The sequence below is a fragment of the Janthinobacterium sp. PSPC1-1 genome, from assembly GCF_049897625.1.
Lineage (GTDB): Bacteria > Pseudomonadota > Gammaproteobacteria > Burkholderiales > Burkholderiaceae_D > Janthinobacterium > Janthinobacterium tructae.
In genome coordinates this window covers 441940-464620 of the sequence record NZ_JAFCWP010000005.1, presented here as the reverse complement: position 1 = coordinate 464620, position 22681 = coordinate 441940, and the positions used below count along the sequence as shown (strand labels likewise).

At 60.0% G+C, this 22681-nt stretch carries 11 protein-coding genes; 4 read left to right on the top strand and 7 right to left on the bottom strand.

Features of this window, described 5'->3' with window-relative positions:
* Window positions 1-56: 56 nt before the first annotated feature.
* A complete protein-coding gene (locus ACP7EG_RS18695) occupies window positions 57-1691 on the bottom strand; it encodes an NAD(P)/FAD-dependent oxidoreductase (protein ID WP_426088816.1) in 1635 nt (544 codons plus the stop codon).
* Window positions 1692-3112: 1421 nt separating this feature from the next.
* On the opposite strand from ACP7EG_RS18695, the gene ACP7EG_RS18690 reads away from it, so the two are divergent.
* Complete coding sequence (locus ACP7EG_RS18690; protein ID WP_426088815.1) at window positions 3113-5986, top strand: TonB-dependent receptor domain-containing protein; 2874 nt, start codon at window positions 3113-3115, stop codon at window positions 5984-5986.
* A 189-nt stretch (window positions 5987-6175) separates the two neighbouring features.
* Here ACP7EG_RS18690 and ACP7EG_RS18685 read toward each other — a convergent pair whose 3' ends face one another.
* Window positions 6176-6901 (bottom strand): 16S rRNA (uracil(1498)-N(3))-methyltransferase, encoded by a 726-nt coding sequence (locus ACP7EG_RS18685; protein WP_426088814.1) that lies wholly within the window; start codon window positions 6899-6901, stop codon window positions 6176-6178.
* A gap of 186 nt (window positions 6902-7087) precedes the next feature.
* Here ACP7EG_RS18685 and tkt point away from each other — a divergent pair, with 186 nt between their 5' ends.
* Window positions 7088-9085, top strand: coding sequence for a transketolase (tkt, locus tag ACP7EG_RS18680; protein WP_426088813.1), 1998 nt, complete (start codon window positions 7088-7090; stop codon window positions 9083-9085).
* Between the two features lie 76 nt (window positions 9086-9161).
* Window positions 9162-10172 (top strand): type I glyceraldehyde-3-phosphate dehydrogenase, encoded by a 1011-nt coding sequence (gap, locus tag ACP7EG_RS18675; protein WP_096234037.1) that lies wholly within the window; start codon window positions 9162-9164, stop codon window positions 10170-10172.
* A 54-nt stretch (window positions 10173-10226) separates the two neighbouring features.
* Here gap and ACP7EG_RS18670 read toward each other — a convergent pair whose 3' ends face one another.
* From ACP7EG_RS18670 to glnE, 5 genes are all read right to left on the bottom strand, one after another.
* The gene (locus ACP7EG_RS18670; RefSeq protein WP_426088812.1) at window positions 10227-10991 is read right to left on the bottom strand and encodes a YoaK family protein; all 765 of its coding nucleotides are present in this window, start codon (window positions 10989-10991) and stop codon (window positions 10227-10229) included.
* 96 nt (window positions 10992-11087) lie between these two features.
* The gene (locus tag ACP7EG_RS18665) at window positions 11088-11543 is read right to left on the bottom strand and encodes a hypothetical protein (RefSeq protein WP_096234039.1); all 456 of its coding nucleotides are present in this window, start codon (window positions 11541-11543) and stop codon (window positions 11088-11090) included.
* A gap of 102 nt (window positions 11544-11645) precedes the next feature.
* Entirely contained in the window at window positions 11646-14495 is a 2850-nt protein-coding gene (locus tag ACP7EG_RS18660) for a TonB-dependent receptor domain-containing protein (RefSeq protein ID WP_244199164.1), read from the bottom strand.
* A 511-nt stretch (window positions 14496-15006) separates the two neighbouring features.
* Complete coding sequence (locus tag ACP7EG_RS18655) at window positions 15007-15384, bottom strand: hypothetical protein (protein WP_426088811.1); 378 nt, start codon at window positions 15382-15384, stop codon at window positions 15007-15009.
* 118 nt (window positions 15385-15502) lie between these two features.
* The gene (gene glnE / locus ACP7EG_RS18650) at window positions 15503-18256 is read right to left on the bottom strand and encodes a bifunctional [glutamate--ammonia ligase]-adenylyl-L-tyrosine phosphorylase/[glutamate--ammonia-ligase] adenylyltransferase (protein ID WP_426088810.1); all 2754 of its coding nucleotides are present in this window, start codon (window positions 18254-18256) and stop codon (window positions 15503-15505) included.
* Between the two features lie 261 nt (window positions 18257-18517).
* Between glnE and ACP7EG_RS18645 the strand changes: the two genes are divergently transcribed.
* Window positions 18518-22681 carry a YhdP family protein gene (locus ACP7EG_RS18645; RefSeq protein WP_426088809.1) on the top strand — a complete coding sequence of 1388 codons (4164 nt, stop codon included), beginning with the start codon at window positions 18518-18520 and terminating at the stop codon, window positions 22679-22681.

Here is a 22681-nt window from a genome sequence, read left to right as displayed (position 1 = left end):
CGGGTGATTTACCCGGGCGTTTTTTTTGCGCTGCCGCAAACGGCGGCGAAGCACGTTTACTTGCCGCGCGCCGCCATCGACAGCGCAACCGCCTCGGCCACCTTGATGCCGTCGACGGCCGCCGACAGGATGCCGCCCGCATAGCCGGCGCCTTCGCCGGCCGGGAACAGGCCCCGCGTATTCAGGCTTTGCAGGTTGTCGTCGCGGCGCTTGATGCGGATCGGCGAGGAAGTGCGCGTTTCCACGCCCGTCAGCACGGCGTCGGCCTTGTAGTAGCCCTTGATCTGCTTGTTGAATGCCGGAAACGCTTCACGCATGGCCGTGATTGCGTACTCGGGCAGGGCCGGCGCCAGATCCGTCAAGTGCACTGCCGGCTTGTACGAAGGAATCACGCTGCCGAACTCCGTCGAGGCGCGGCCCGCCACGAAATCGCCCACCAGTTGGCCTGGCGCATCGTAGTTGCCGCCGCCCAGGGCGAACGCACGCTCTTCCAGGTCGCGCTGCAGGGCGATGCCGGCCAGCGGGTCGCCCGGATAGTCGGCTGGCGTGATGCCGACGACGATGGCGCTGTTGGCGTTGCGCTCGTTGCGCGAGTACTGGCTCATGCCGTTCGTCACCAGGCGGCCTGGCTCCGAGGCGGCAGCCACCACCGTGCCGCCCGGGCACATGCAGAAGCTGTAGACGGAGCGGCCATTGCTGGCGTGGTGCACCAGCTTGTAGTCGGCCGCACCCAGAATCGGGTGGCCGGCGCTGGGGCCGAAGCGGCAGCTGTCGATCAAGGATTGCGGGTGTTCCACGCGGAAACCGATCGAGAACGGCTTGGCTTCGATGTACACGCCGCGGCGGTGCAGCATCTCGAAGGTGTCGCGCGCGCTGTGGCCGATGGCCAGCACCACGTGGTTGCTGGCGATGGTCTCGCCATTGTCCAGCACCACGCCGCGTACCTGGCCGCCGTCGGCACCCGGCACGATGTCGAGATCGACCACTTTGCTGCTGAAGCGGTATTCGCCGCCCAGTTGTTCGATATTGGCGCGCATTTCTTCCACCATCTTGACCAGGCGGAAGGTGCCGATGTGCGGCTTGCTCACATACATGATTTCCTCGGGCGCGCCGGCCTTGACGAATTCCGTCAATACCTTGCGGCCGTAGTGCTTGGGATCCTTGATCTGGCTGTACAGCTTGCCGTCGGAAAAGGTGCCGGCGCCGCCTTCGCCGAACTGCACGTTCGATTCCGGGTTCAGTTCGCGCTTGCGCCAGAAGCCGAAGGTGTCGACCGTGCGTTCGCGCACCTGCTTGCCGCGTTCCAGGATGAGGGGGCGCAAGCCCATCTGCGCCAGGATCAGCGCCACGAACAGGCCGCATGGCCCCGTGCCGATGACGATGGGACGCGCTTCATGCGTGTGGCCGGCCAGCTGTTCGCCGCCGGCGACGAATTTATAGTCGGTGTCGGGCGCGGGCATCAGGTGGATATCGTGGCCCAGGCGCGCCAGTACGGCCGCTTCATTCTTGACTTCCACATGCAGCGAGTAAATCAACACCACGGCGCTGCGCTTGCGCGCGTCGTAGCTGCGCTTGAAGACAGTAAAGCCGAGCAGCTCGTCCGCGGCAATGCCGAGGCGCGCCAGGATGGCGGCAGGCAGGGCTGCATCGTCGTGTTCGAGGGGGAGTTTTACTTCGTTGAGTCGCAACATAATATCTGTCTATATAAATGGCCGGGCTCCGTATCTAGCGGAGAGTCTGTGAGGCAGCGCATGCGCGCTGCCATCAAGCCGCCATTTTACCTGCAGCTGGCGTTTTTTTGAGAAGACCGGGCCTGGGTCGCTTGGGCCGCAGGTGCGGCGCGGTAGTGGTGCAAGCATGCCGTGAAGGCCGCCGTGGGCAGTGCCAACAGAAATATAACGGGAAGCATAACGTGACTCAAAGCAGGCGCAAGCGATTACGGCGCGCCGCATCCGGCATGCGCAGGCGTACGAATCGGCTCGCGTCAAGCACCGCAGATGGACAAGCACAGGCATGCAGGAGGGAATCAGCTGGAAGCGTACCAAAACCGTGGCGCGCACCGATGAAAAGCATTTTGTATCTTATAAGTAGGTCGTGGGAAATTATTGTGAAGTTATGACGAACAGAACCGGATGCTCTGCAAGGCGCCCGCTGCGACGCAGTGCGAGCACTGCTAGCATCGGGCAACACCGCAGAGCGCCGGTTATGGAAGTCAGAAATCACAATAATTTATTGCGACCTACTTAGTTGGCGTAGCAGTTTTATTTTTTGAGAAATGATCAGGCGCGATACATCAGCCGGTGTATTGAGATTTACTCGGTTATATTTTGGCAGGACGTGGCTATCTTTTATCCCTGAAAATATAATTTATCTTTGGAATAAAAATGGAGCGCGGATTGTTTTTCAAAAAAACAATTTGCATTTGGGCGCGCATGAATATCTGTATTCATGCCCGAGCGTGCAGATGAGGAGAAGCATTTTTATTTACCCTGCATCATATAATGAAAAAATGAGATTGTGACGGATTTAACTTCTATTGTTGTGTTTTTGCAACTCTTGGCCGTTATCCCATGTCTCTGGCGCAAAAAAATCGCATCCATGCAAAGTCGCGATTGGAAAAACACTGTTTTTTTCTGGCGTTGCACCATTTTTGTGCGTTTGATTTAGGCGGGAACGTGGGGATTTGATGCTTTTGCTGGTAGTTGCAGGTGGTTTGCGTACCATTCCCTATTTTTCCGTACGCCAGACAAGCGTCGACAGCGCACTGCAATGCAGCAGCCGAGTTCGTATCAGTCCGACTATTGCTCGCGCCTGGTGCATCCGGTATTGCTATCGAGCACTACATGCTCTTTTTTCTACGGGAAACAGGAAATGCTTAGTGGAAAAGTGTTGTTTCTTTGATGAATCCATTTTCAACGATTATTGACAGTGCCGCTTTGGAAATGGTTTGATGATGAGATGTCATAGCAATCTTGCTGACTCGCTCATAAAGCGATAAACGGTTGGGCACATGGCCGACAGCACCAGGTTAAGAAAGACATTAGACATACTTGTTATGTTTACAAGAGCCTGACTAGATCAGTAGGTATAGTATTTTCAAATCGGAGAACTTATGCATCAACGCACTAAAATTGCTGTAGCAGTGGCAATGGCATTGAACTCGCTGACCGTGTTTGCCCAGGCACAAGCTGAAGCTGAAGCACCGCAGCGCGTGGAGATTACCGGCTCGCGTATCCGCCAGGTCGATCTCGAGACCGCTCAACCTGTTCTGAAAATGACGGCGCAACAGATCCAGGCGACCGGTCTGGTTACTATTGGCGATGTCTTGAATCAACTGACTTCGGCCGGCCCTCCAGCGTTCAGCAAGGGCTCGACGCTGACGTCGAACCGCGAGCAAGGCGGCCAGTACATCGACATGCGCGGCTTGGGCTCGCAACGTCTGCTGGTACTCGTCAACGGCAAGCGCTGGACCACCACCGTTGCCGGTTACACCGACATGTCGACGGTACCTACGTCCATGATCGAACGCATTGAAATCCTGAAAGATGGCGCATCGTCGATCTACGGTTCCGATGCGATTTCCGGCGTGGTCAACATCATTCTGAAAAAATCCATGCAAGGCGCGAACATGAGCGTCTACCACGGCCAGAATGACAAAGGCGATGGCAAAAACTCCGACTACAGCTTCTCGTATGGCGCTGGCGACGAAAAAGCCAACTTGATGTTTGGTCTGTCGCACACCACTTCGGGTGTCGTATGGTCCAAGGATCGCAAGGCCACCAGCACCACCTATGGTCCTGATCATCCACTCGACGGCCTTGGCGTTGGTCAGTGGGGACGTTACCGTCAAGTCAGTGCTAGCGGCGCTGCGACGGGCGCCAACCAGTACCTGAACCACACCGGCACCTGGCAGAACCCGGCCGGTGTTGGTCAGGATTCGCGCAATCCTGCCAGCTATCACCCTTATGCGGCAGCACCGAACGATCTGTTCAACACGACAGAGCAAATGATGTTCCAGTCGCCGAATTCACTGACGACGATGTTTACCAAGGGCACGTATGAACTGCCGATGGGTATCCGTTTCGCCAGTACGGCGATGTTCTCGGAGCGTAATTCCTCCCGTCAAAACGGCGGCTACCCGCTCAACAGCCTGAGCCAGGCCAAGTATCCTGTCTACCTCGACAAGAACAGCTATTACAACCCGATCGGCGCTTCCGTTACCGGTGGCACTGGCGCGGATGCGTTCTTCTACCGCCGCATGATCGAAATGCCGCGTGTCACGGACAGCAAGAACCAGACAGTCCACATCGATGCGTCGCTGGAAGGCGACTTCACGCTGCGCGGCCTGCCATGGGGCTGGAGCGTAGGCTACAACCACAATGCAGTGACCGGCCTGGCGTCGAGCACCGGCAACCTGAACCTGATCAACCTGAAAAAGGCTCTGGGCCCATCGTTCCTGAACGCTGGTGGCGTGGTGCAGTGCGGTACGGCAGCCAACCCGATCGGCCTGGCAGAGTGCACACCGTTCAATATCCTGGGCGGTCCATCGGCTTCGACGCCGGCGGCATTGAAATACATCGCCGCAAACGGCCAGGCAACCTACGGTAGCACGGTCAACAGCATCACTGCCGATATCACGGGCGAACTGTTCTCGCTGCCAGCGGGTGCAGTCGGCTTTGCCGGCGGCATGGAGCATCGCGAAGTCCGCGGTTACGATGTTCCGGATCAGTTTGCACAGTCGAATCTGACCACGGATCTGGCAGGTAACGCCACCTTTGGCCGCTACACGGTCAAGGAAGTGTACTTGGAAACGATTATTCCATTGCTGAAAGACAAGCCGTTCGCAAAACTGCTGTCGATCGACCTGGCATCCCGCTACTCGGACTACAGCAACTTCGGTACGACGACCAATAGCAAGGCCAGCTTCATGTGGAAACCGGTCAATGACCTGCTGACACGTGGTACCTGGGCTCAAGGTTTCCGCGCTCCATCGCTGAATGATACTTTCGGCGGCGGTTCGCAATCCTTCGACAGCTATCTGGATATTTGCGATAGCAAATACGGCCAGACCTCCAACCCGACGATTGCGACAAACTGCAAGAATGGCGGCGTTCCAACCGACTATCGCCAGCGCAGTTCCACTGGAGCGGTGGTGACAGCTGCTGCACAGACCGCAATCCCATTCAACACGGGTGCGGGTAACAGTAGCCTGAAGCCGGAAACAGCGACGACGAAGACCTTGGGTCTGGTGTACAGCCCGTCGTTCGTGCCTGGCTTTACCACTACCCTGGACTGGTTTAATATCCAGATCGAAAATCGCATCACGGCAGTGAGTACGCCTTACACCTTGAGCCAGTGCTACCAGTACGGCGTTCAAGCGTTCTGCGACAACCTGAAACGTGATACGACAGGCGCCATCATCAGCCTCAATCGCGGCAACACCAACCTGGGTACGATGGAAACCGAAGGCGTTGATATTGGTCTGTCTTACCGTCTGCCGCGTACGGCATACGGCCAGTTCACGCTCAATTCGCAGTCGACCTGGGTCAAGACTTTCAGGACCAAGAGCTCGGCGACGTCCGATTGGAACGAGTCCACCGGCGATTTCGATACGCCACGCCTGAAGTCGAATCTGACCCTGGATTGGGCTATGGGCAACTGGAGTGCTTCGTTCACGTCGCGCTTCATCTCCGGCACCAAGGCTGATTGCGCCTTTGGTGAGGCCATCGAGTGCTCGAACCCGGCTACTGAAGTCCGTACTGCGTACAACAAGGTCGGCGCCACGGTGTATAGCGACCTGAGTGTTGCTTATGCGACGCCTTGGAAGGGCCGCATCATGGTCGGCGCGAATAATGTATTCGACAAGAAGCCAGCGGTCGTGTACAGCGCCAACAGCAATTACGCCGGTGCATCGTCGTCGTCGTCGGTAGATCCTAACCTGCCTATCGACCGTTTCGTCTACGTTCGCTACAACCAGTCGTTCTAATCTGAGGCTCCGCAAGGAGCATCTGATGAACGTTTGAATAAGGTCCGCCAGGATTTCCTGGTGGACCTTTTTGCTTTCTACGTCCGTTGCCGGACGCATCTGCAACTCCATATTGCAAATTGGCGGGACGTCGCTGCTACGTCGAGCCACTGGCGCAGCACGGATCCGTGCGTTGTGGGCGAAACCTCGCTACATCCCACCCCACAATGCACTCAGCGTCGCCAGCGCCGTCAATCCCGCCGTTTCCGTGCGCAGGATGCGCGGCCCCATCGCCAAGCCGATGGCGCCAGCCGCGATGGCGGCTTTTTCTTCCGCCTCGGTAAACCCGCCTTCCGGCCCCACCATCACGGTGATCGCTTGCGGCGGCTGGTGACGCGCCCAGTCGGCTAGCGACTGCTCCGCGCGCGGCGTCAAAATGATGCGCTTATGCAGATCTTGCTGGCTGCTCCAGCTACTAAAATCCTGCAATGGCGCCAGCTGGGCCAGTCGGTTGCGGCCGCATTGTTCCGATGCGGAGACGATGATGCCTTGCCAATGCGCGAGCTTTTTCTCGGCCCGCTCGCTCGACAAGCGCACCACGCAACGCTGCGCCGCCAGCGGCACGATGCCCGCCGCGCCCAGTTCGATGGCTTTTTCGATGATCCAGTCCATTTTCGATGCTTCCGGCAGCGCCTGCGCCAGGGTCACGGCATACGGCAGTTCCGCTTCGCGCGCCACGTGCGCCTGTATTTCCGCCGTCACGCTGCGCTTGGCGACCGCCACCAGGCTGGCTTGCACTTCGCCGCCTTCGCCATTGAACAGGGTGATGACGTCGCCCGGCGCCAGGCGCACGACCTGGATATGGTGGGCGACAGCCTCCGGCAGGGAGACGGTGGCGCCGGCGACGAGCGGCTGGGGGCAGAAAAAACGCGGCATGCAAATCCTCAACGGGGGTAAGTGGGGTGGAAAGACGTCAAAGTATAGCCATTTGGCGGGCCAGTACGCCGCAATTCTAATTTGCAGCCCCCCAGTCTGGTAAAATAGTTGACTACAGAAAGCAGCCGGCTTCCCTGTCCGCGCTGTTGCAAACGAATCCCAAACTCGCGACTGACCCACACCATCATGACAACTACGCTCCCGACTACCAAAATGGCCAATGCGATCCGCGCACTGGCAATGGACGCTGTACAAAAGGCCAACTCCGGCCATCCAGGCATGCCGATGGGCATGGCCGAGATCGCAGTTGCCCTGTGGAGTGGTCACTATCGCCACAATCCCGCGAATCCAAAATGGCAGAACCGCGACCGTTTCCTGTTGTCGAACGGCCACGGCTCCATGCTGCACTACGCGCTGCTGCACCTGACCGGTTACGACCTGTCGATGGATGACATCAAGGCCTTCCGCCAGATGCATTCGAAAACCCCGGGCCACCCGGAAGTCGATGTCACGCCAGGCGTGGAAACGACCACTGGTCCGCTGGGCCAGGGCATCGCCAACGCCGTCGGCATGGCCCTGTCGGAGCAATTGCTGGCCGCTGAATTCAACAAGCCTGGCCACGACATCGTCAATCACTACACCTATGCTTTCCTGGGCGACGGTTGCCTGATGGAAGGTATTTCGCACGAAGTGTGCGCGCTGGCCGGCACGCTGGGCTTGAATAAACTGATCGCTCTGTACGACGACAACGGCATTTCCATCGACGGCAAAGTCGAAGGCTGGTTCACGGACGACACCCCGGCCCGCTTCGAAGCGTACGGCTGGAACGTCATCCGCGCTGTCGACGGTCACGATGTTGCCGCCGTGGCTGCCGCCATCGCCGCCGCCAAGACCGCCAGCAAGCCAACCTTGATTTGCTGCAAGACCATCATCGGCAAGGGTTCGCCGAACCTGCAAGGCGGCGACAAGGTCCACGGCGCCGCGCTGGGCGACAAGGAAATCGCTGCCGTACGCGAATACATCGGTTGGGATGCCGCACCGTTCGAGATGCCGGCCGACGTGTACGCAGCCTGGGATGCCAAGAAACAAGGCGCCCTGCTGGAAGCGGACTGGAACGAGCGCTTCGCCGCCTACACCCGCGAATTCCCGCAGCAAGCCGCTGAGCTGACCCGCCGCATGCAGGGCGAGTTGCCACAGGCATTCGAAGTGGCCCTGAGCGCCGCCATCGCTTCCTGCGTCGAGAAGAAAGAAAACATCGCCACCCGCAAGGCCAGCCAGAACGCCATCCAGGCACTGGCGTCGTCGCTGCCGGAATTCCTCGGCGGCTCGGCCGACCTGACCGGTTCGAACCTGACCAACTGGAAAGAATGCGTGGCCGTGCGTTCGGGCCAGCCAGGCAACCACATCAACTACGGCGTGCGCGAATTCGGCATGAGCGCCATCATGAACGGCATCACCTTGCACGGCGGCTACATCCCGTTCGGCGCCACGTTCCTGACGTTCTCCGACTACAGCCGCAATGCCCTGCGCATGGCCGCGCTGATGAAACTGCGTTCGATCTTCGTGTTCACCCACGATTCGATCGGCCTGGGCGAAGACGGCCCGACGCACCAATCGGTCGAGCACGTCTCGTCGATGCGTCTGATCCCGAACCTGGACAACTGGCGTCCATGCGATACCGTCGAGTCGGCTGCTGCCTGGGGCGCCGCCGTGCGCCGCAAGGATGGCCCGTCGACCCTGATCTTCTCGCGCCAGAACCTGCCGTACCAGGAGCGTTCCAGCGAGCAAATTGAAAATATCTACCGCGGCGGCTATGTGCTGAACGACGTGGCGGACGCCAAGGCGATCCTGATCGCTACCGGTTCCGAAGTGGAACTGGCTGTCGCTGCCGCCAGCGCGCTGGCCTCGGAAGGCATCAACGTGCGCGTGGTGTCGATGCCATCGACCGACGTGTATGATCGCCAGGACGCCGCCTACAAGGCCAGCGTACTGACGAAGGGCGTGCCGCGCGTAGCCATCGAGGCTGGCGTGACCAGCTTCTGGTACAAATACGTGGGCCTGGAAGGCGCCGTGGTCGGTATCGACACGTTTGGCGAATCGGCGCCTGCCGGCGTGCTGTTCAAGCATTTCGGTTTCACGGTCGAGAACGTTGTCGCCAAGGTGAAAGCCGTTATCGCAGGCTAATATTGATTTTTAACGGTCCTGGCGATGTGCTCGCCAGGGGCGTGCATGTACCTTCTTTTTTAATCAGGAGCAGAGTATGACGATCAAAGTTGCAATCAATGGCTACGGCCGCATCGGCCGTAATGTATTGCGCGCTTTCTACGAAGGCGGCAAGAAACAGGATATCCAGATCGTTGCCATCAACGACCTGGGCGATGCCAAATCGAACGCCCACCTGACCCGCTACGACACCGCGCACGGCAAGTTCCCGGGCACGGTCACCGTCGAAGGCGACAACATGATCGTCAATGGCGATCCGATCCGCGTGTTTGCACAGCGCAATCCTGCTGAAATCCCATGGGGCGAGCTGGGCGTGGACGTCGTGCTGGAATGCACGGGTTTCTTCACCACCAAAGAGAAAGCTTCGGCTCACTTGAAGGGCGGCGCGAAAAAAGTCATCATCTCGGCACCAGGCGGCAAGGACGTCGATGCAACTGTCGTGTTCGGCGTGAACCACTCGGTACTGAAATCGACCGACACCGTCATCTCGAACGCATCGTGCACCACCAACTGCCTGGCACCGCTGGTCAAACCACTCAACGACGCCATCGGCATCGAAACGGGCCTGATGACCACCGTGCACGCCTACACCAATGACCAGGTGCTGTCCGACGTGATGCATGAAGACCTGCGCCGCGCCCGTTCGGCCACCATGAGCATGATCCCGACCAAGACGGGCGCTGCTGCCGCCGTTGGCCTGGTGCTGCCTGAGCTGAATGGCAAGCTGGACGGCTTCGCCATCCGCGTGCCGACCATCAACGTGTCGCTGGTCGACCTGACCTTCATCGCCAAGCGCGACACCACCGTGGAAGAAGTCAACGCGCTGATGAAAGCCGCGTCGGAAGGCGCCCTGGAAGGTATCCTGACGTACCAGACCGAACCGCTGGTATCGATCGACTTCAACCATAACCCGGCTTCGTCGAACTTCGATTCGACCCTGACCAAGGTATCGGGCCGTCTGGTGAAAGTATCGTCGTGGTATGACAATGAGTGGGGTTTCTCGAACCGCATGCTCGACACCACCGTCGCACTGATGTCGGCCAAGTAATTCCTGGCTAGCCTGCAAAAAACGCCCTTCGGGGCGTTTTTTTCGTCTGTATGATTAAAAACGCCGGCGGTAGAAGCGCCACAGCACGCGCAAGTCGCGCAGCACGGGCACGCCGGACAGCAGGGTCAGCACGCCGGCGAGCAGGATGGTGGCGGCCGGAAAGCCGATGTGCTTGAAGGCCAGGGCGCCGCTGACGCCGCCGATGAAAAAGCAGCTGATCAAGAGGCTGTGCGTTCTCAGCTTGCCGCGGTTGACCTTGACCATCCGGTCCGGCAGGTGGCGCCGGTTGTAATACGCCATCTTGCCCAGTTCGATGCCGATATCGGTGGACAGGCCCGTCACGTGGGTGGTGCGGATGACGGCGCCCGAAATCTTGGTGATGATGGCGTTCTGCAGACCCATGACAAAGCACAGCAGCAAGATGGTGACGGGGCCCAGCACGTCGGGCATGGTGGCCAGATAATTGCCCGTCAAGCCGAACAGCAATAACAGGGTCGCTTCCAGCAGCAGGCTGGCGGCAAACTGGCTGTGCAGTCGGCGCCGCTTGCCCCAGTTCACCATGATGGCCGTCACGGCCGCACCGCTGACAAAGGCCAGCCAGGCGCCCAGCGCGGCCAGGGCCAGCGTGATATTGCCCAGCGCCAGGTCGTCCGCCATGCCGGAAACGATGCCCGTCATGTGCGAAGTATAGCCGCCGATGGCGAGAAAGCCGCCCGCATTCACGGCGCCGGCCACCAGCGCCAGCACGCAGCCCAGTTGCAAATTGGCTTGCGTGTCGCGCGCCGCGCCGCTCAGGCGGGACAGGTAGTGCAATGGCATGGCGGTAGATTTCCTTCGTCAACGCGGCAGTGACCTCCATCATACGCCCTGCCGTGGCCGTGGAATATCTTCAAATAAACTTTCAATGGGTGCCCGCTACTGGATGCGTACCACCTTGGGTGAGCGGGACGCCCCTTCGATGTCGAGATAGATGGCACCCAGCATGCCGCGCACCAGTGTCGCTTTCAAATCCTTGCCGACCACCACGCCATCGCTGCCGTCAACCACCTTCCAGCGCTGGCCATTGGCCAGGGTGATGGTCTGGCCCGGCTGCCAGCCCTCGAACTTACCCGGGATATGGCTGCTCAGGCTGGCAAGCTGCGGCGCCGGCATGGCATCGATGGCACGCTTTTGCCTGCCTTCCATGCCAAATGCCTGTTTTTGCTGTTCCACGGTGGGAGGCACGGCCGCCACTGCCGGGCCGCCGACGGGCATGGCGTCATAGCAGGCCAGTCGTGCCGCACCGTCGCTCAGCGTGCGACAGCGCAAGGTTGCCGCATCGTCGGCCTGGGCGGGGCCACAAACTGCCAGCAACAGTAATAATTTTCTCATGTCGGTTCCCCTTGTTTTCTTCTGCGGAAATGAAAACGGCGCGCCGTAGCGCACCGTTGTTGCGAGGATGGCTGGCCGTCAAGCCCGCCATCCCGTGCAGGATTACATCGTCACGCGTACGCCGACATAGTAGCGGCGGCCAATCGGGTCATACGTACCCGCGTTGGTGTTGGTGCCGGTGCTGTTGCCGGTCACGCCACTCAAGATCATTGGTGCGGATGTGTCGAAGGCATTGTCGATGCCCAGATACAGTTGCACTTGCTTCTTCACGTCGAAGGTGAGCTGGAAGTCCTGGTAGGTACGCGAGCCAACCTTGATGGAGTCGGCTGGGAGCTTGAACTGTGCCAGGTACTGATCATCCAGCGCCGAACTGCCGATGAAGGTCGTGGTGCTGCTGATGCCGAAGGTGCCCCATTTGTAGGCCAGGTTCAGGTTAGCCTTGTTCTTGGCTGCACCGATTTCGCCCGCAAACAGATCCCTTTTTTCCTTGCTCTTGTCCGCATCTTTCAGAGGAATGACGTAACCCTCTTTGACATACGTATATTGAATCTTGGCGCTCAGACGGCCTGGGCCAACCATATCGACCCAAGATGCGGTCAAGTCGACACCTTCAGTGGCCAGGCCGCCGCTGTTCGACACGGCCGAGTCAATATAGGTGAGGGCGCCGACGTTGTTGTCGCCACTGGTAGCGGCACGGCGCGTGATGAAGCTGCAGAATGCCGGGTTGCCGCCACCGTAGCATTGGCTCAGGGCATACTGGCGCGGCGTGCTGACGATGGCATCCGAGATCTTGATGTCGAAGTAGTCCGCCGTGAAGGTGAACTTGCTGAGCATCGGGATCGAACGCGGGGTAAGTACCACGCCGACGGTTGTCGAACGGCCTTGCTCGGCCTTCAGGTCAGGATTGCCGCGGTTGTAGCCACTGATGCCCTGCAAGTCCGATTGCGACTGCTTGAACGTGCCATTTGCCTGGATATTAGCCAAGACGTAAGGATTGGCGCGACATGCGTCTGCGGTTGCGCCAGGCGTGCCGGCCGTGACGCCCAGGCATGGATCGGTCAGGCCGCTTGGGAAGTCCTGGCTCGGTGGCGAATACAGTTCGTTGATGTTCGGCGCGCGGGTCGAGATCGAACGTGTGGCTCGGAACTTCACATCCGACGTCGGCGCCCATTCCAGGCCCATATTCCAGCTGTTGGTGTGGCCGACGGTGGAGTAGTCACCGACGCGGTAGGCGGCGCGGAAGTCGAGCTGCTTCGCTAGGAACTTGTCTTTCAGCAGCGGTACCAAGGTTTCCAGGTAGGCTTCCTTGACATTGAATTTGCCGTACGTCGGCGGCGTAGCGTTGCCTGCATTCAATCCAGCTTGCGTCAGCGGATCGGGTATGCTGCTCGATTCTTCCTGGCGCCATTCGAAACCGCCGGACAGGCCGACTTTACCCGCTGGCAGCTGGAACAATTCGCCGCTCAAGTTACCACCAGCAATTTTTTGCGTGGTCGAGGTGATCAACGAACCTGGCGCCGTGACGTATTTCAATGCTTCGGGCGAAATCGTGTTGTAGCCAAAGATATTGATTGGCACGCAACCTTGCTGACGCGCGATGGCATCCGAACATTGCACGCCGCCGGCGCCGTCAGGCGTGCCAAGCAAGGCATTGCGGAAGTTTTGCACGTTCACCTGGCCGCTCGAATTCTGTGCTTCCTTGGTCTTGCCGTACGACACGAAGGCTTCATAGTTCCAGTCCATGATCGTGCCCTTCAAGCCGGTCGCCAGGCGGAAGGTATCGCGTTCCGCCGTGCTGCCGCGCGTGCCGACTTCGGACAGCCGGCGCGTGAACGAGTAATCGGGAATGCCATCGCCATCGTTGTCGGTAATACGGTCATACAGGTATTGCGGAACCAGTGGATTGCGCACCACGACGCCATTGACGAGGGTGCCGGCAGGAACCTGGCCCGTATCCGGGAAAATGTCGCCCGCTTGCAGGGCGAATGGTTCGATGCGCGATGTCACCTTGGTCGACGAATACGTGCCTTCAAAGAAGGCGCTGTGATTCTCATCGAAGGCATGGGTACCATTGGTGGCAAACAGGAAACGTTCGGTCGGTACGGCGATGGTACGGAAGGCATTGCGGTTGAAGCCCGTCGCCGCCAGGGCGGCAGTGCCGTTGGTGCTCCATGGAATGACGTTGCCGGCCTTGTCGTACGTGAAATCGCCTGTGTCATGGAAGAAACGACCCTGTGGCGAGATACTCGAGTAGAACGGCGAGATGGGGGTGAAGATGTCGGCAGCTTTACCTGTGATGGCTGCTTTCGACTGGTTGTCGACATCGGTGCCATTACGGTCACGCGAGTACACGGCACCTTGCTTGGAGTAGCCGAAGTGGCCCATGACATTGCTGGCGCCGTCTGCGCTGCTGGTGCCGAAGGTGATGGCCAGTTTTTTCTTCGAATCGTCGTGGTGGTCGCTCTGGCCCAGCGATGCATCGACCAGTACGCCATTGAAGTTGCGTTTCAAGATGATGTTGACTACGCCTGCCACGGCGTCCGAGCCGTATGCGGCGGACGCGCCACCGGTCAGCAATTCCACACGTTCGATGAAGTCGGTCGGAATGGTGTTCATGTCGACCGCGGATTCGCCTGGAATGCCGGAGACAAAGCGGCGGCCGTTGACCAGCACCAGGGTGCGCGACGTGCCCAGGTTGCGCAGGTCAACCGTAGCCACGCCGACACTGGCGGTCTGGAAGTTGGAATTGGTGCGGCTGATGGTTGGCGTGCCTAATGTTGGATTTTTCAGCAACAGTTCCTGCAAGTTGGTGGCACCGGAAGCGGCGATATCGGCCGATGTCAGGATTTGCAGCGGGGATGGTGATACGGCATTTGGCGAGGTCAGACGCGAACCGGTGACTTGCACCCTGGTGACGTTTTCCTCTTGTGTCTGAGCAAATGCGGAGTGCATGGTGAGCACGATACTGCCTGCGCATATGAGCCTGACTGAACGCGCTAGAACTGTTTCATTCAACATTGTCGATTCCCTTGTGCTGTAAGTTAATAGTTATGTTTTAAGAACTTTACGACGATTGACTGTACCTAGGCACAAGTTGCAAGTCAATTTAATACTTGCAATATTTAAGAATAACGGAAAGTTGCATTTGAATTAACTTTTTGTGCAGTCGCATATATTTTCATGATGAGTAACATGAATATTCATGCAGCGGTAACTGCAATGAAAGCGCAGGCAATATTTTCGTTCACTAAAAACTCTGCCGCACCCAATGCCTGAATTTTTGCCTTGCCTGTCTAGACAATATGCGGTGAAGAGGGGGGAATGCCGTCTTCTTTTTTTCCCGGAAAGATTAAATCGGCCTTGTTTGGGAACTTTTTTTTAAATTAACTTTAATTTATTGATATTTTATTGTGGTGATTAATTTCGGATTAATGGATATTAATTAGTATATTTTATTTTTTATTTAATATATTGCAATTTTGAAACTTTTGATATTCTTTTGCAATCCTCGCATATAGAGAGCATAGGTGGTTTGATGACATTTTTTCTCCTGCGTGCCAGTGGGCGGTGATGTGGTGGAAACTGGAAATGGATAGCGCCTTTCGCATGCGGCTATCGCTCGTTCACGGCAGTTATCGCCGATATACAGGCGGGGAATAATTTGATTATTTTTTGGTATGAATAAAATGTGGCCCGCGCTCATGATGTTTATTGAGAAACAACGTGCGACGGGAATCTGCGGACTTTTATTGCGTGTTAACGAGGATAATGAGCGTTGCCAGAAATGCAGTGGCTTGGCGTGCTTGATTCGTTTTGTCTGGGCGCCTGGTACTGCGTTCATGGCTCGCTGGCGCGGCAAGGGAGGCATGTTGGACCTGGCTCAGAGGCGAGAGATTCTTCCGTTCGTTGTGGTAAGTTTGCGACAGCAGCGAACGGGAGGGCAGGTTACGGCAGACCTATCAGCGCGCATCCTGGAAGATGGCTTGCCATAAACGCCGCACATTGTCCGCATGCACGCGCACTCTTTCCGGTTCTACCCGTGCCAGGTCGTGGCCCTGCAGGCGCAACTGGTGCTGCAGCTTGCGCAGCGCGCGGTACGCGTCGGCCACCAGAGCGGCCAGCTGCGCGTCGATCAGCCCCAGTTCGCCGCACAGGCGCAGCAGGGCGATATTGCCCGAGTTGGCCGTCAGCTGCGGATACTGCGCCGCATGCTGCAGCACCAGATATTGCACCATGAACTCGATGTCGATCATGCCGCCCGGATCTTGTTTCAAATCAAAGCTGCCAGGGCGGGGCGGGTGGGCGTCCAGCATTTTCTTGCGCATGGCCACCACTTCGCCCTTGAGCGGGCCGTTTTCCGGGCGCTCCTTGCGCAAGATCGTGTCGCGGATGCGTTCGAAGTGCTTGCCGATGGCGACGTCGCCGGCGCAGAAGCGCGCGCGCGTGAGCGCCTGGTGCTCCCACACCCAGGCCGCGCTGCCCTGGTAGCGCTCGAATGCCTGCACGCTGGAAACCAGCATGCCCGAGGCGCCATCGGGGCGCAGGGCGATATCGATGTCGAACAGGATGCCAGCCGAGGTGTGCGAGGTCATCCAGGTGATGAAACGTTGCGCCAGCTTGGCATACAGGCCGGGCGCTTCCTGGTCGTCGTCGTCGAACAGGAAGATGACGTCGAGGTCGGAGACATAGCCCAGTTCCTTGCCGCCCAGCTTGCCATATGCGATGACGGCGAATTTCGGCACGTCGCGGTGGCGCGTAGGTAACGTTTGCCACACGGCTTGGACGGTGGCGGCGACGATGATGTCGGCCAGCTGCGACAGGTAATCGGCCAGCTTTTCCACGCTGAGGTCGCCCGCCAGGTCTTGCGCCAGGCACTGGAACAGCTGCGCATGGTGTGTTTCGCGCAGGATATCCATCTGCCGCTCCGTGTCGCCGGGCGCGTCGTCGAGCTGGCGCTGCAGGTCCAGCGCCAGCGCGTTTGGATCGGGCACTGTGTTGCGGATGCGTTCATCGAGCAGTTCGTCGAGCAGGATAGGATGTTGCGTGAGGAAGGTGGCGGCCCAGCCGCTGGCGCACACCATGCGCACGACGCGCTCGAGCGTATGTGGATATTCCGTCAGCAGCGACAGATAGGCCGAGCGGCGCGCGATGGCTTCCAAAAAGTCGAGCAGGCGGCCCAGGGTGGCCAGCTGGCTGGCGTTACCATTGGAAACGGAGCAATCGGTGATCAGGGGCAGCGCGGAATTGACGAGGGCCACCAAACGCGTGCGGCTCGCCTCGGGCAATGATTGCAGCCGCGGCGCCTGCCATGTGGCCAGCAAACGGCGCGCGCAGGCGGCCGGCTCGTGGAAACCCAGCGCGGCGAAGCGCGCCTCGATGGCTTCCTGCTGGTCCGAGGCGGCGCAGTCGTTCGACGTCTGCGGGTCGATGCCCGTGTCGGCCGGCGGCGCGCCGCTGCTCTTGTCGCTGAACATCTCGTCGAATTGTCCGGCGACAAACACGCGGTGCGCTTCGAGCTGGGCCAGCAGGGTAGGCGTGTCGGGCAAGCCCATCATCTGCGCCACCACCAGGCGGTCGGCCTCGTTGGCGGGCAGGGTATGGGTTTGCGCATCATCCAGGTATTGCAGCCGGTGTTCGAGGTTGCGCAGGAAAGTGTAGGAACCGAGTAATTGCTCCACGATAGCCGGTTCCAGCAAGCCCTTGTCCGCCACTGTGCGCAGGGTGGCGCGTGTGGAACGCTCGCGCAGTTCGGCATCGCGCCCGCCGCGTATCAATTGAAACACTTGCGCGAGGAATTCGATTTCGCGGATGCCGCCCCGGCCCAGCTTGACGTTGTTGCTGCGGTCGGGATGCAGCCGCTCCTGGCGGTTGACCTCGGCGCGGATCTGGCCATGCATGGTGCGGATGGCATCGATGACGCCGAAATCGAGGTAGCGGCGGAAGACAAACGGGCGCACGATGGCGTCGAGCGACGCAATGTCTTCCGGCTTGCCCGTCACGGCGCGCGCCTTGACCCAGGCATAGCGCTCCCATTCGCGCCCTTGCACGATCAGGTATTGTTCCACCATGCCCAGGCTGGCGGCCAGCGGACCCGAGTTGCCGTTCGGACGCAAGGCCATGTCCACACGGAAAGTAAAACCGTCTTGCGTGATCTCGGCCATGGCGGCGATCAGTTTCTTGCCCATGCGAATGAAAAACTCGTGATTCGACAGGCTGCGCTGGCCCGGCGCGGTGACTTGCGTGTCGCCATCTTCCGGGTAAACAAAGATCAGGTCGATATCCGACGAGACATTCAGCTCACCGCCGCCCTGCTTGCCCATCGCCAGCACCATCAAGGCCTGTTCCTCGCCCGATTCTTCGCCGACGGGCATGCCGTGCAAGGCCACCATCTCGGCCATGATGGCGTCCACATGCGTGCGGATGGCGAAATCGGCAAAGCCCGTCATGGCCGTGACGACTTCGTTCAAGTCTGCCTGGCCGTCCAGGTCGCGCTCAATCAGGCCGCACACGAGCAGGTTGCGCAGGCGGCGCATGGCCCGCTCGGCCGGCAGCGGCGGCGTGGCGGCGTTCGCTTGGTCGGCCAGCGCGGCGGCAAAGTCGAGCTTGTCCAGCGGCGCGCGCACCAGCTGCGCTACCTGTGCGGCGCGCTCGGGGGCGGCACCCAGCCAGCGCTGGTAGAAACGGGAGGCGGAGATCAAAGGCTGTGTGCTCATGGTGTCGGTAAGGCTCTCTTGAATGCTGCTTGCATGGTTCTTGTTTAACTTGGCTGCGAACGGCGGGGGATGCGGTAAAATTGTGCCGCCGGCGGGAATGCCGCCGGCAGTGCATGCTCTTCCGGACGATGGTAAGGGAGGCTTTGCTCAGAAGCAAGCGCAAGGATGCAGGCGCGCACCACGAATGCAGACGATTTTTGCCATTATTTGACGCCGGGCCAGTTTATTAGCTTATTGATGCAAAAACCGCCAGAAGCAAGCGTGACAGAACATGTGCCATTGGCCCTGCGCTGGCAGCGGCTGCGTGCCGCCTATCGCATGGCCAATCTGGCCACCCATCATGTGTTGGGTTTTACCATCAAACTGGTGCTGCTGGCGTATTTCGCCTTCGCCGTGCTGTTTTTATTCCTGCGCTACGCCATCTTGCCGAATATCGATTACTACAAGGGCAATATCGAGCGGGCGGCCAGCCGCGCGCTGGGCAACCCTGTCAGCATCGCGCGTATTTACGCCTCCTGGCATGGCGTGCGGCCAAATCTCTTCCTCGGCGACGTGAGCCTGCGCGACCAGGCGGGTCGCCAGGTGCTGAGCCTGCCGAGCGTCTCGGCCACCGTGTCGTGGTGGAGCGTACTCGGTTCCGTGCGCTTCGAGGCACTGGAAATCACGCGGCCCGACCTGGACGTACGGCGCAGCAAGGATGGCAAGCTGTATGTGGCAGGCGTACTGGTCGACAGCACGCAAGGCAGCGATGGCAAGGGTGCCGACTGGCTGCTGTCGCAGCATGAGATCATCATTCGCGACGGCAAGGTGCGCTGGACCGACGAAGCGCGCGGCACGCCGGAGCTGGCTTTAAGCCAGGTCAACTTGCTGCTGCGCAACCGCTGGCGCAGCCACCGGCTGGGCTTGCAGGCCACGCCGCCCGCCAGCCTGGCCGCCCCTGTCGATGTGCGCGCTCACTTCACGCATCCGCCCTTCAGCACGCGCATCTCCGATGTGTCGATGTGGAAGGGCGAGCTGTACGCCGACCTGAAAAACGCCGACCTGGCCGCCTGGCGCCGCTATCTCGACTACCCGTTTGAATTAAGCCAGGGCAAGGGCGCCCTGCGCGCCTGGCTGAGCCTGGATCACGCGCGCCTGGCCGGCTTCACGGCCGATGTGGGCTTGACGGATGTGCAGGCGCAACTGGGCGAGCATATCGCGCCGCTCGACTTGCTGTCGGTCAGCGGGCGCATTTCGGCAAAGGAAGAGCTGTCGGCGCAGGTGCCGGACGGCAAGCCAACCTTTGGCGCGAATGGACACCAGGTCGAATTGACGAATTTTGCGGTGGAAACCCGCGATGGCCTCAGCCTGCCGCCCACGACCCTGTCCGAACGCTTTGTTGCAGCCACCAAGCGCAAGCCGGCGCGTACGGAAATCACGGCCAAGTCGCTCGATTTGCAAACCCTGGCCGCGCTGGCCGACAAGCTGCCGCTGGGCGAGCAGCAGCGCCAGCGCCTCGACGCCCTGGCGCCACGAGGGCGTTTGCAGGATTTTTCAGCGCAATGGGAAGGCGACATGGCCACGCCCGCCAGCTACCGTTTGCGCGGCAAGCTCATCGATCTGGGCCTGAATGCGCAGCCGGCGCGCCTGGCTGTGGCGAAGACGGCGAGCAGCCCTGCACAGGCGGCTGCGCCGGCCATTCCCGGCTTCGACCACCTGACCGGCAGCATCGACGCCAATGACAAGGGCGGCAGCATTGCCATCGACGCGCAGGACCTGGTGTTGCAGTTCCCCACCTACCTGAGCGAACCGGCCTTGCCGTTCGAACAATTCGCCATGCAGGCGCGCTGGACCTTTGAAGCGGGCAATATGCTGCAAGTCGGGCTGGACAAGCTGGACTTCGATCAGCAAGGCTTGCGCGTCGCCTTGCAGGGCACGCACCGCATGCCGCTCGATGGCAAGAATCTGGGCCAGGTCGACTTGACGGGCACGATCGACAATTTCCAGATCAACACCATCGGCCGCTATCTGCCGCTGCAAACGCCCGAGCACCTGCGCCACTGGCTGACGGGCGCGCTGGAAGGCGGCGTGGCGCGCGATGTCAGCCTGCGCTTGCGCGGCGAACTCGAACATTTCCCCTTCAAGGCCGACACGCCCGCCCAGCGCAATCGCGGCGACTTCCGCGTGGCCGGCAAGCTCGAGAACGGCATCCTCAATTATGCACCGGGCGAATTGGCGGAAAACGGACCGCTGGCGGGCAAGGCGCCGTTGTGGCCGCAGGCGGAAAAAATCAAGGGCAGCTTTATTTTCGAGCGGGCGCGCATGGAAATCCGCGGCGACACGGCCACCACGGGCGGCGTGGCTCTGACAAATGTCAAAGCCGTGATCCCCGACCTGACCGTGTTCGACACCTTGCTCGATATCGAGGGCAATGCGGCCGGCCCGATGCAGGAATTCCTCAAGTACGTGACGGCCAGCCCCGTGCTGGGCTGGATCGAGCATTTCACGGACGAAACGACGGCGACGGGCAACGCCAGGCTCGCCCTCAAATTGCACTTGCCGATCGAGCGCATGCTCGAGGCGACCGTGCAGGGCAGCTTGCAGCTGGCGGGCAACGACGTGGTGCTGTTCCACGACATGCCGCCCGTGCTGGGCACGCAGGGCAAGATCGAATTCAACGAAAAGGGCGTCAATCTGAATGGCTTGAATGGCAGCCTGCTGGGCGGGCCGCTGGCCATCTCGGGCGGCACGCAGGCAGACAATTCCATCCAGGTGAAAATTGCCGGCAACATGACCATCGACGGCTTGCGCAAGACGTATCCGGCGCCCGTGCTGCAGCGCCTGGCGAAACATTTGAATGGCGGCGCCCGTTACAGCGGCTTGATCACGGCGCGCGACCACCAGGTGGTGGTCAATGTCGAGTCGCCGCTGACGGGCCTGGGCCTGGATTTCCCCGCGCCCCTGAAAAAGGCGGCCGGCGACAGCCTGCCCGTGAAATTCACCTTGACGGGCAATGCGGCGAACGGCGCCGGCCTGCGCACGGACGATATCCGCATCGCGCTGGGGTCTGGCATCACCGCCCGCTACCAGCGCCAGAAGCAGGGCAAGGATGCATGGCGCCTGCTGCGCGGCGGCATCGGCGTGAACGTGCCGGCGCCGGAACCGGACAGCGGCATGATGCTCAACGTGAATATGAAAACCCTGGACGTGGACAGCTGGATCGACGTCGGCGGCGAAATCGCCGGCAACGCCACGGCGCCGGCCGATGCCAGTGGCAATGCCGACGACGCACCCGATATCGGGCAATATGTGGTGCCGGACATGATGGCGGCGCGCGCCGGCGAACTGATGCTGGGCGAGCGCAAGCTGGAAAACGTGGTGGTGGGCGCCACGCATCAAAAGGATGTGTGGCAAGCCAATATTGACGCGAAACAAGTATCGGGCTATGTGACGTGGCTGGAAACGCCGTCCGGCCTGGGCAAGATGACGGCGCGCCTGTCGTCGCTGATCATTCCGGAATCGGCCGCCAACGATGTGAAGAGCTTACTGGAAGGCAAGAGCGGCGCCCAGTCGATCCCGTCGCTCGATATCATCGCCGAGCAATTTGAACTGTTCAACAAGAAGATCGGCCGGCTGGAGTTGCAGGCCTATAACACCATGGCGGCGGGCGGGCGCGAGTGGCGCGTGGGCAAGCTGCAATTGTCGAATCCCGATGGTGCGCTGAGCGGCAATGGCAAATGGGTCATCAAGGATGGGCAAAGCACGACCAGTCTGCGTTTCGGCCTCGATATCGTCGATGCGGGCAAGTTGCTTGACCGCTTCGGCTTTGCCGATACGGTGCGTCGCGGCAAGGGGCGCCTGAGTGGCGACATCGCCTGGAACGGCTTGCCGTATTCGCTCGACATTCCCACCCTGTCGGGGCAGATCGAAATGAATGTGGAATCGGGCCAGTTCCTCAAGCAGGATCCGGGCGCGGCCAAGCTGTTGGGCGTGCTCAGCCTGCAAGCTTTGCCCCGTTTGCTGAAACTCGATTTCCACGATGTGTTTTCGGAAGGGCTGGCCTTCGACGGCATCACGGCCAACGCCAGCATCAAGCGCGGAGTGGTGAGCACCGACAACCTCAAGATGCACGGCGTGGCGGCCACCGTGCTGATGGATGGCAAGGCCGACATCGCCAATGAAACGACAAATTTGCACGTGGTGGTGATCCCCGAATTTAACCTGGGCACGGGGCCGCTCGTGTATGCGCTGGCCGTCAACCCCGTCATCGGCCTGGGTAGTTTCCTGGCGCAATTGTTCCTGCGTGCCCCCGTGATGAAGGCGCTCACCTATCACATGCAGATCGCCGGCCCGTGGAAGTCGCCCGTCGTGACCAAGCTCGATGGTGGTAAATTGGAGCCTGTCGCCGTGCCTGCCGCTACGGCCGTGGAGGCGGTGGCGAAATAG

Coding starts and splice junctions, on each gene's coding strand:
- ACP7EG_RS18695 (WP_426088816.1), bottom strand. CDS start 1,691: ATGTTGCGACTCAACGAAGTAAAACTCCCCCTCGAACACGACGATGCA.
- ACP7EG_RS18670 (WP_426088812.1), bottom strand. CDS start 10,991: ATGCCATTGCACTACCTGTCCCGCCTGAGCGGCGCGGCGCGCGACACG.
- tkt (WP_426088813.1), top strand. CDS start 7,088: ATGACAACTACGCTCCCGACTACCAAAATGGCCAATGCGATCCGCGCA.
- ACP7EG_RS18690 (WP_426088815.1), top strand. CDS start 3,113: ATGCATCAACGCACTAAAATTGCTGTAGCAGTGGCAATGGCATTGAAC.
- ACP7EG_RS18685 (WP_426088814.1), bottom strand. CDS start 6,901: ATGCCGCGTTTTTTCTGCCCCCAGCCGCTCGTCGCCGGCGCCACCGTC.
- glnE (WP_426088810.1), bottom strand. CDS start 18,256: ATGAGCACACAGCCTTTGATCTCCGCCTCCCGTTTCTACCAGCGCTGG.
- ACP7EG_RS18655 (WP_426088811.1), bottom strand. CDS start 15,384: ATGAACGCAGTACCAGGCGCCCAGACAAAACGAATCAAGCACGCCAAG.
- gap (WP_096234037.1), top strand. CDS start 9,162: ATGACGATCAAAGTTGCAATCAATGGCTACGGCCGCATCGGCCGTAAT.
- ACP7EG_RS18660 (WP_244199164.1), bottom strand. CDS start 14,495: ATGCACTCCGCATTTGCTCAGACACAAGAGGAAAACGTCACCAGGGTG.
- ACP7EG_RS18665 (WP_096234039.1), bottom strand. CDS start 11,543: ATGAGAAAATTATTACTGTTGCTGGCAGTTTGTGGCCCCGCCCAGGCC.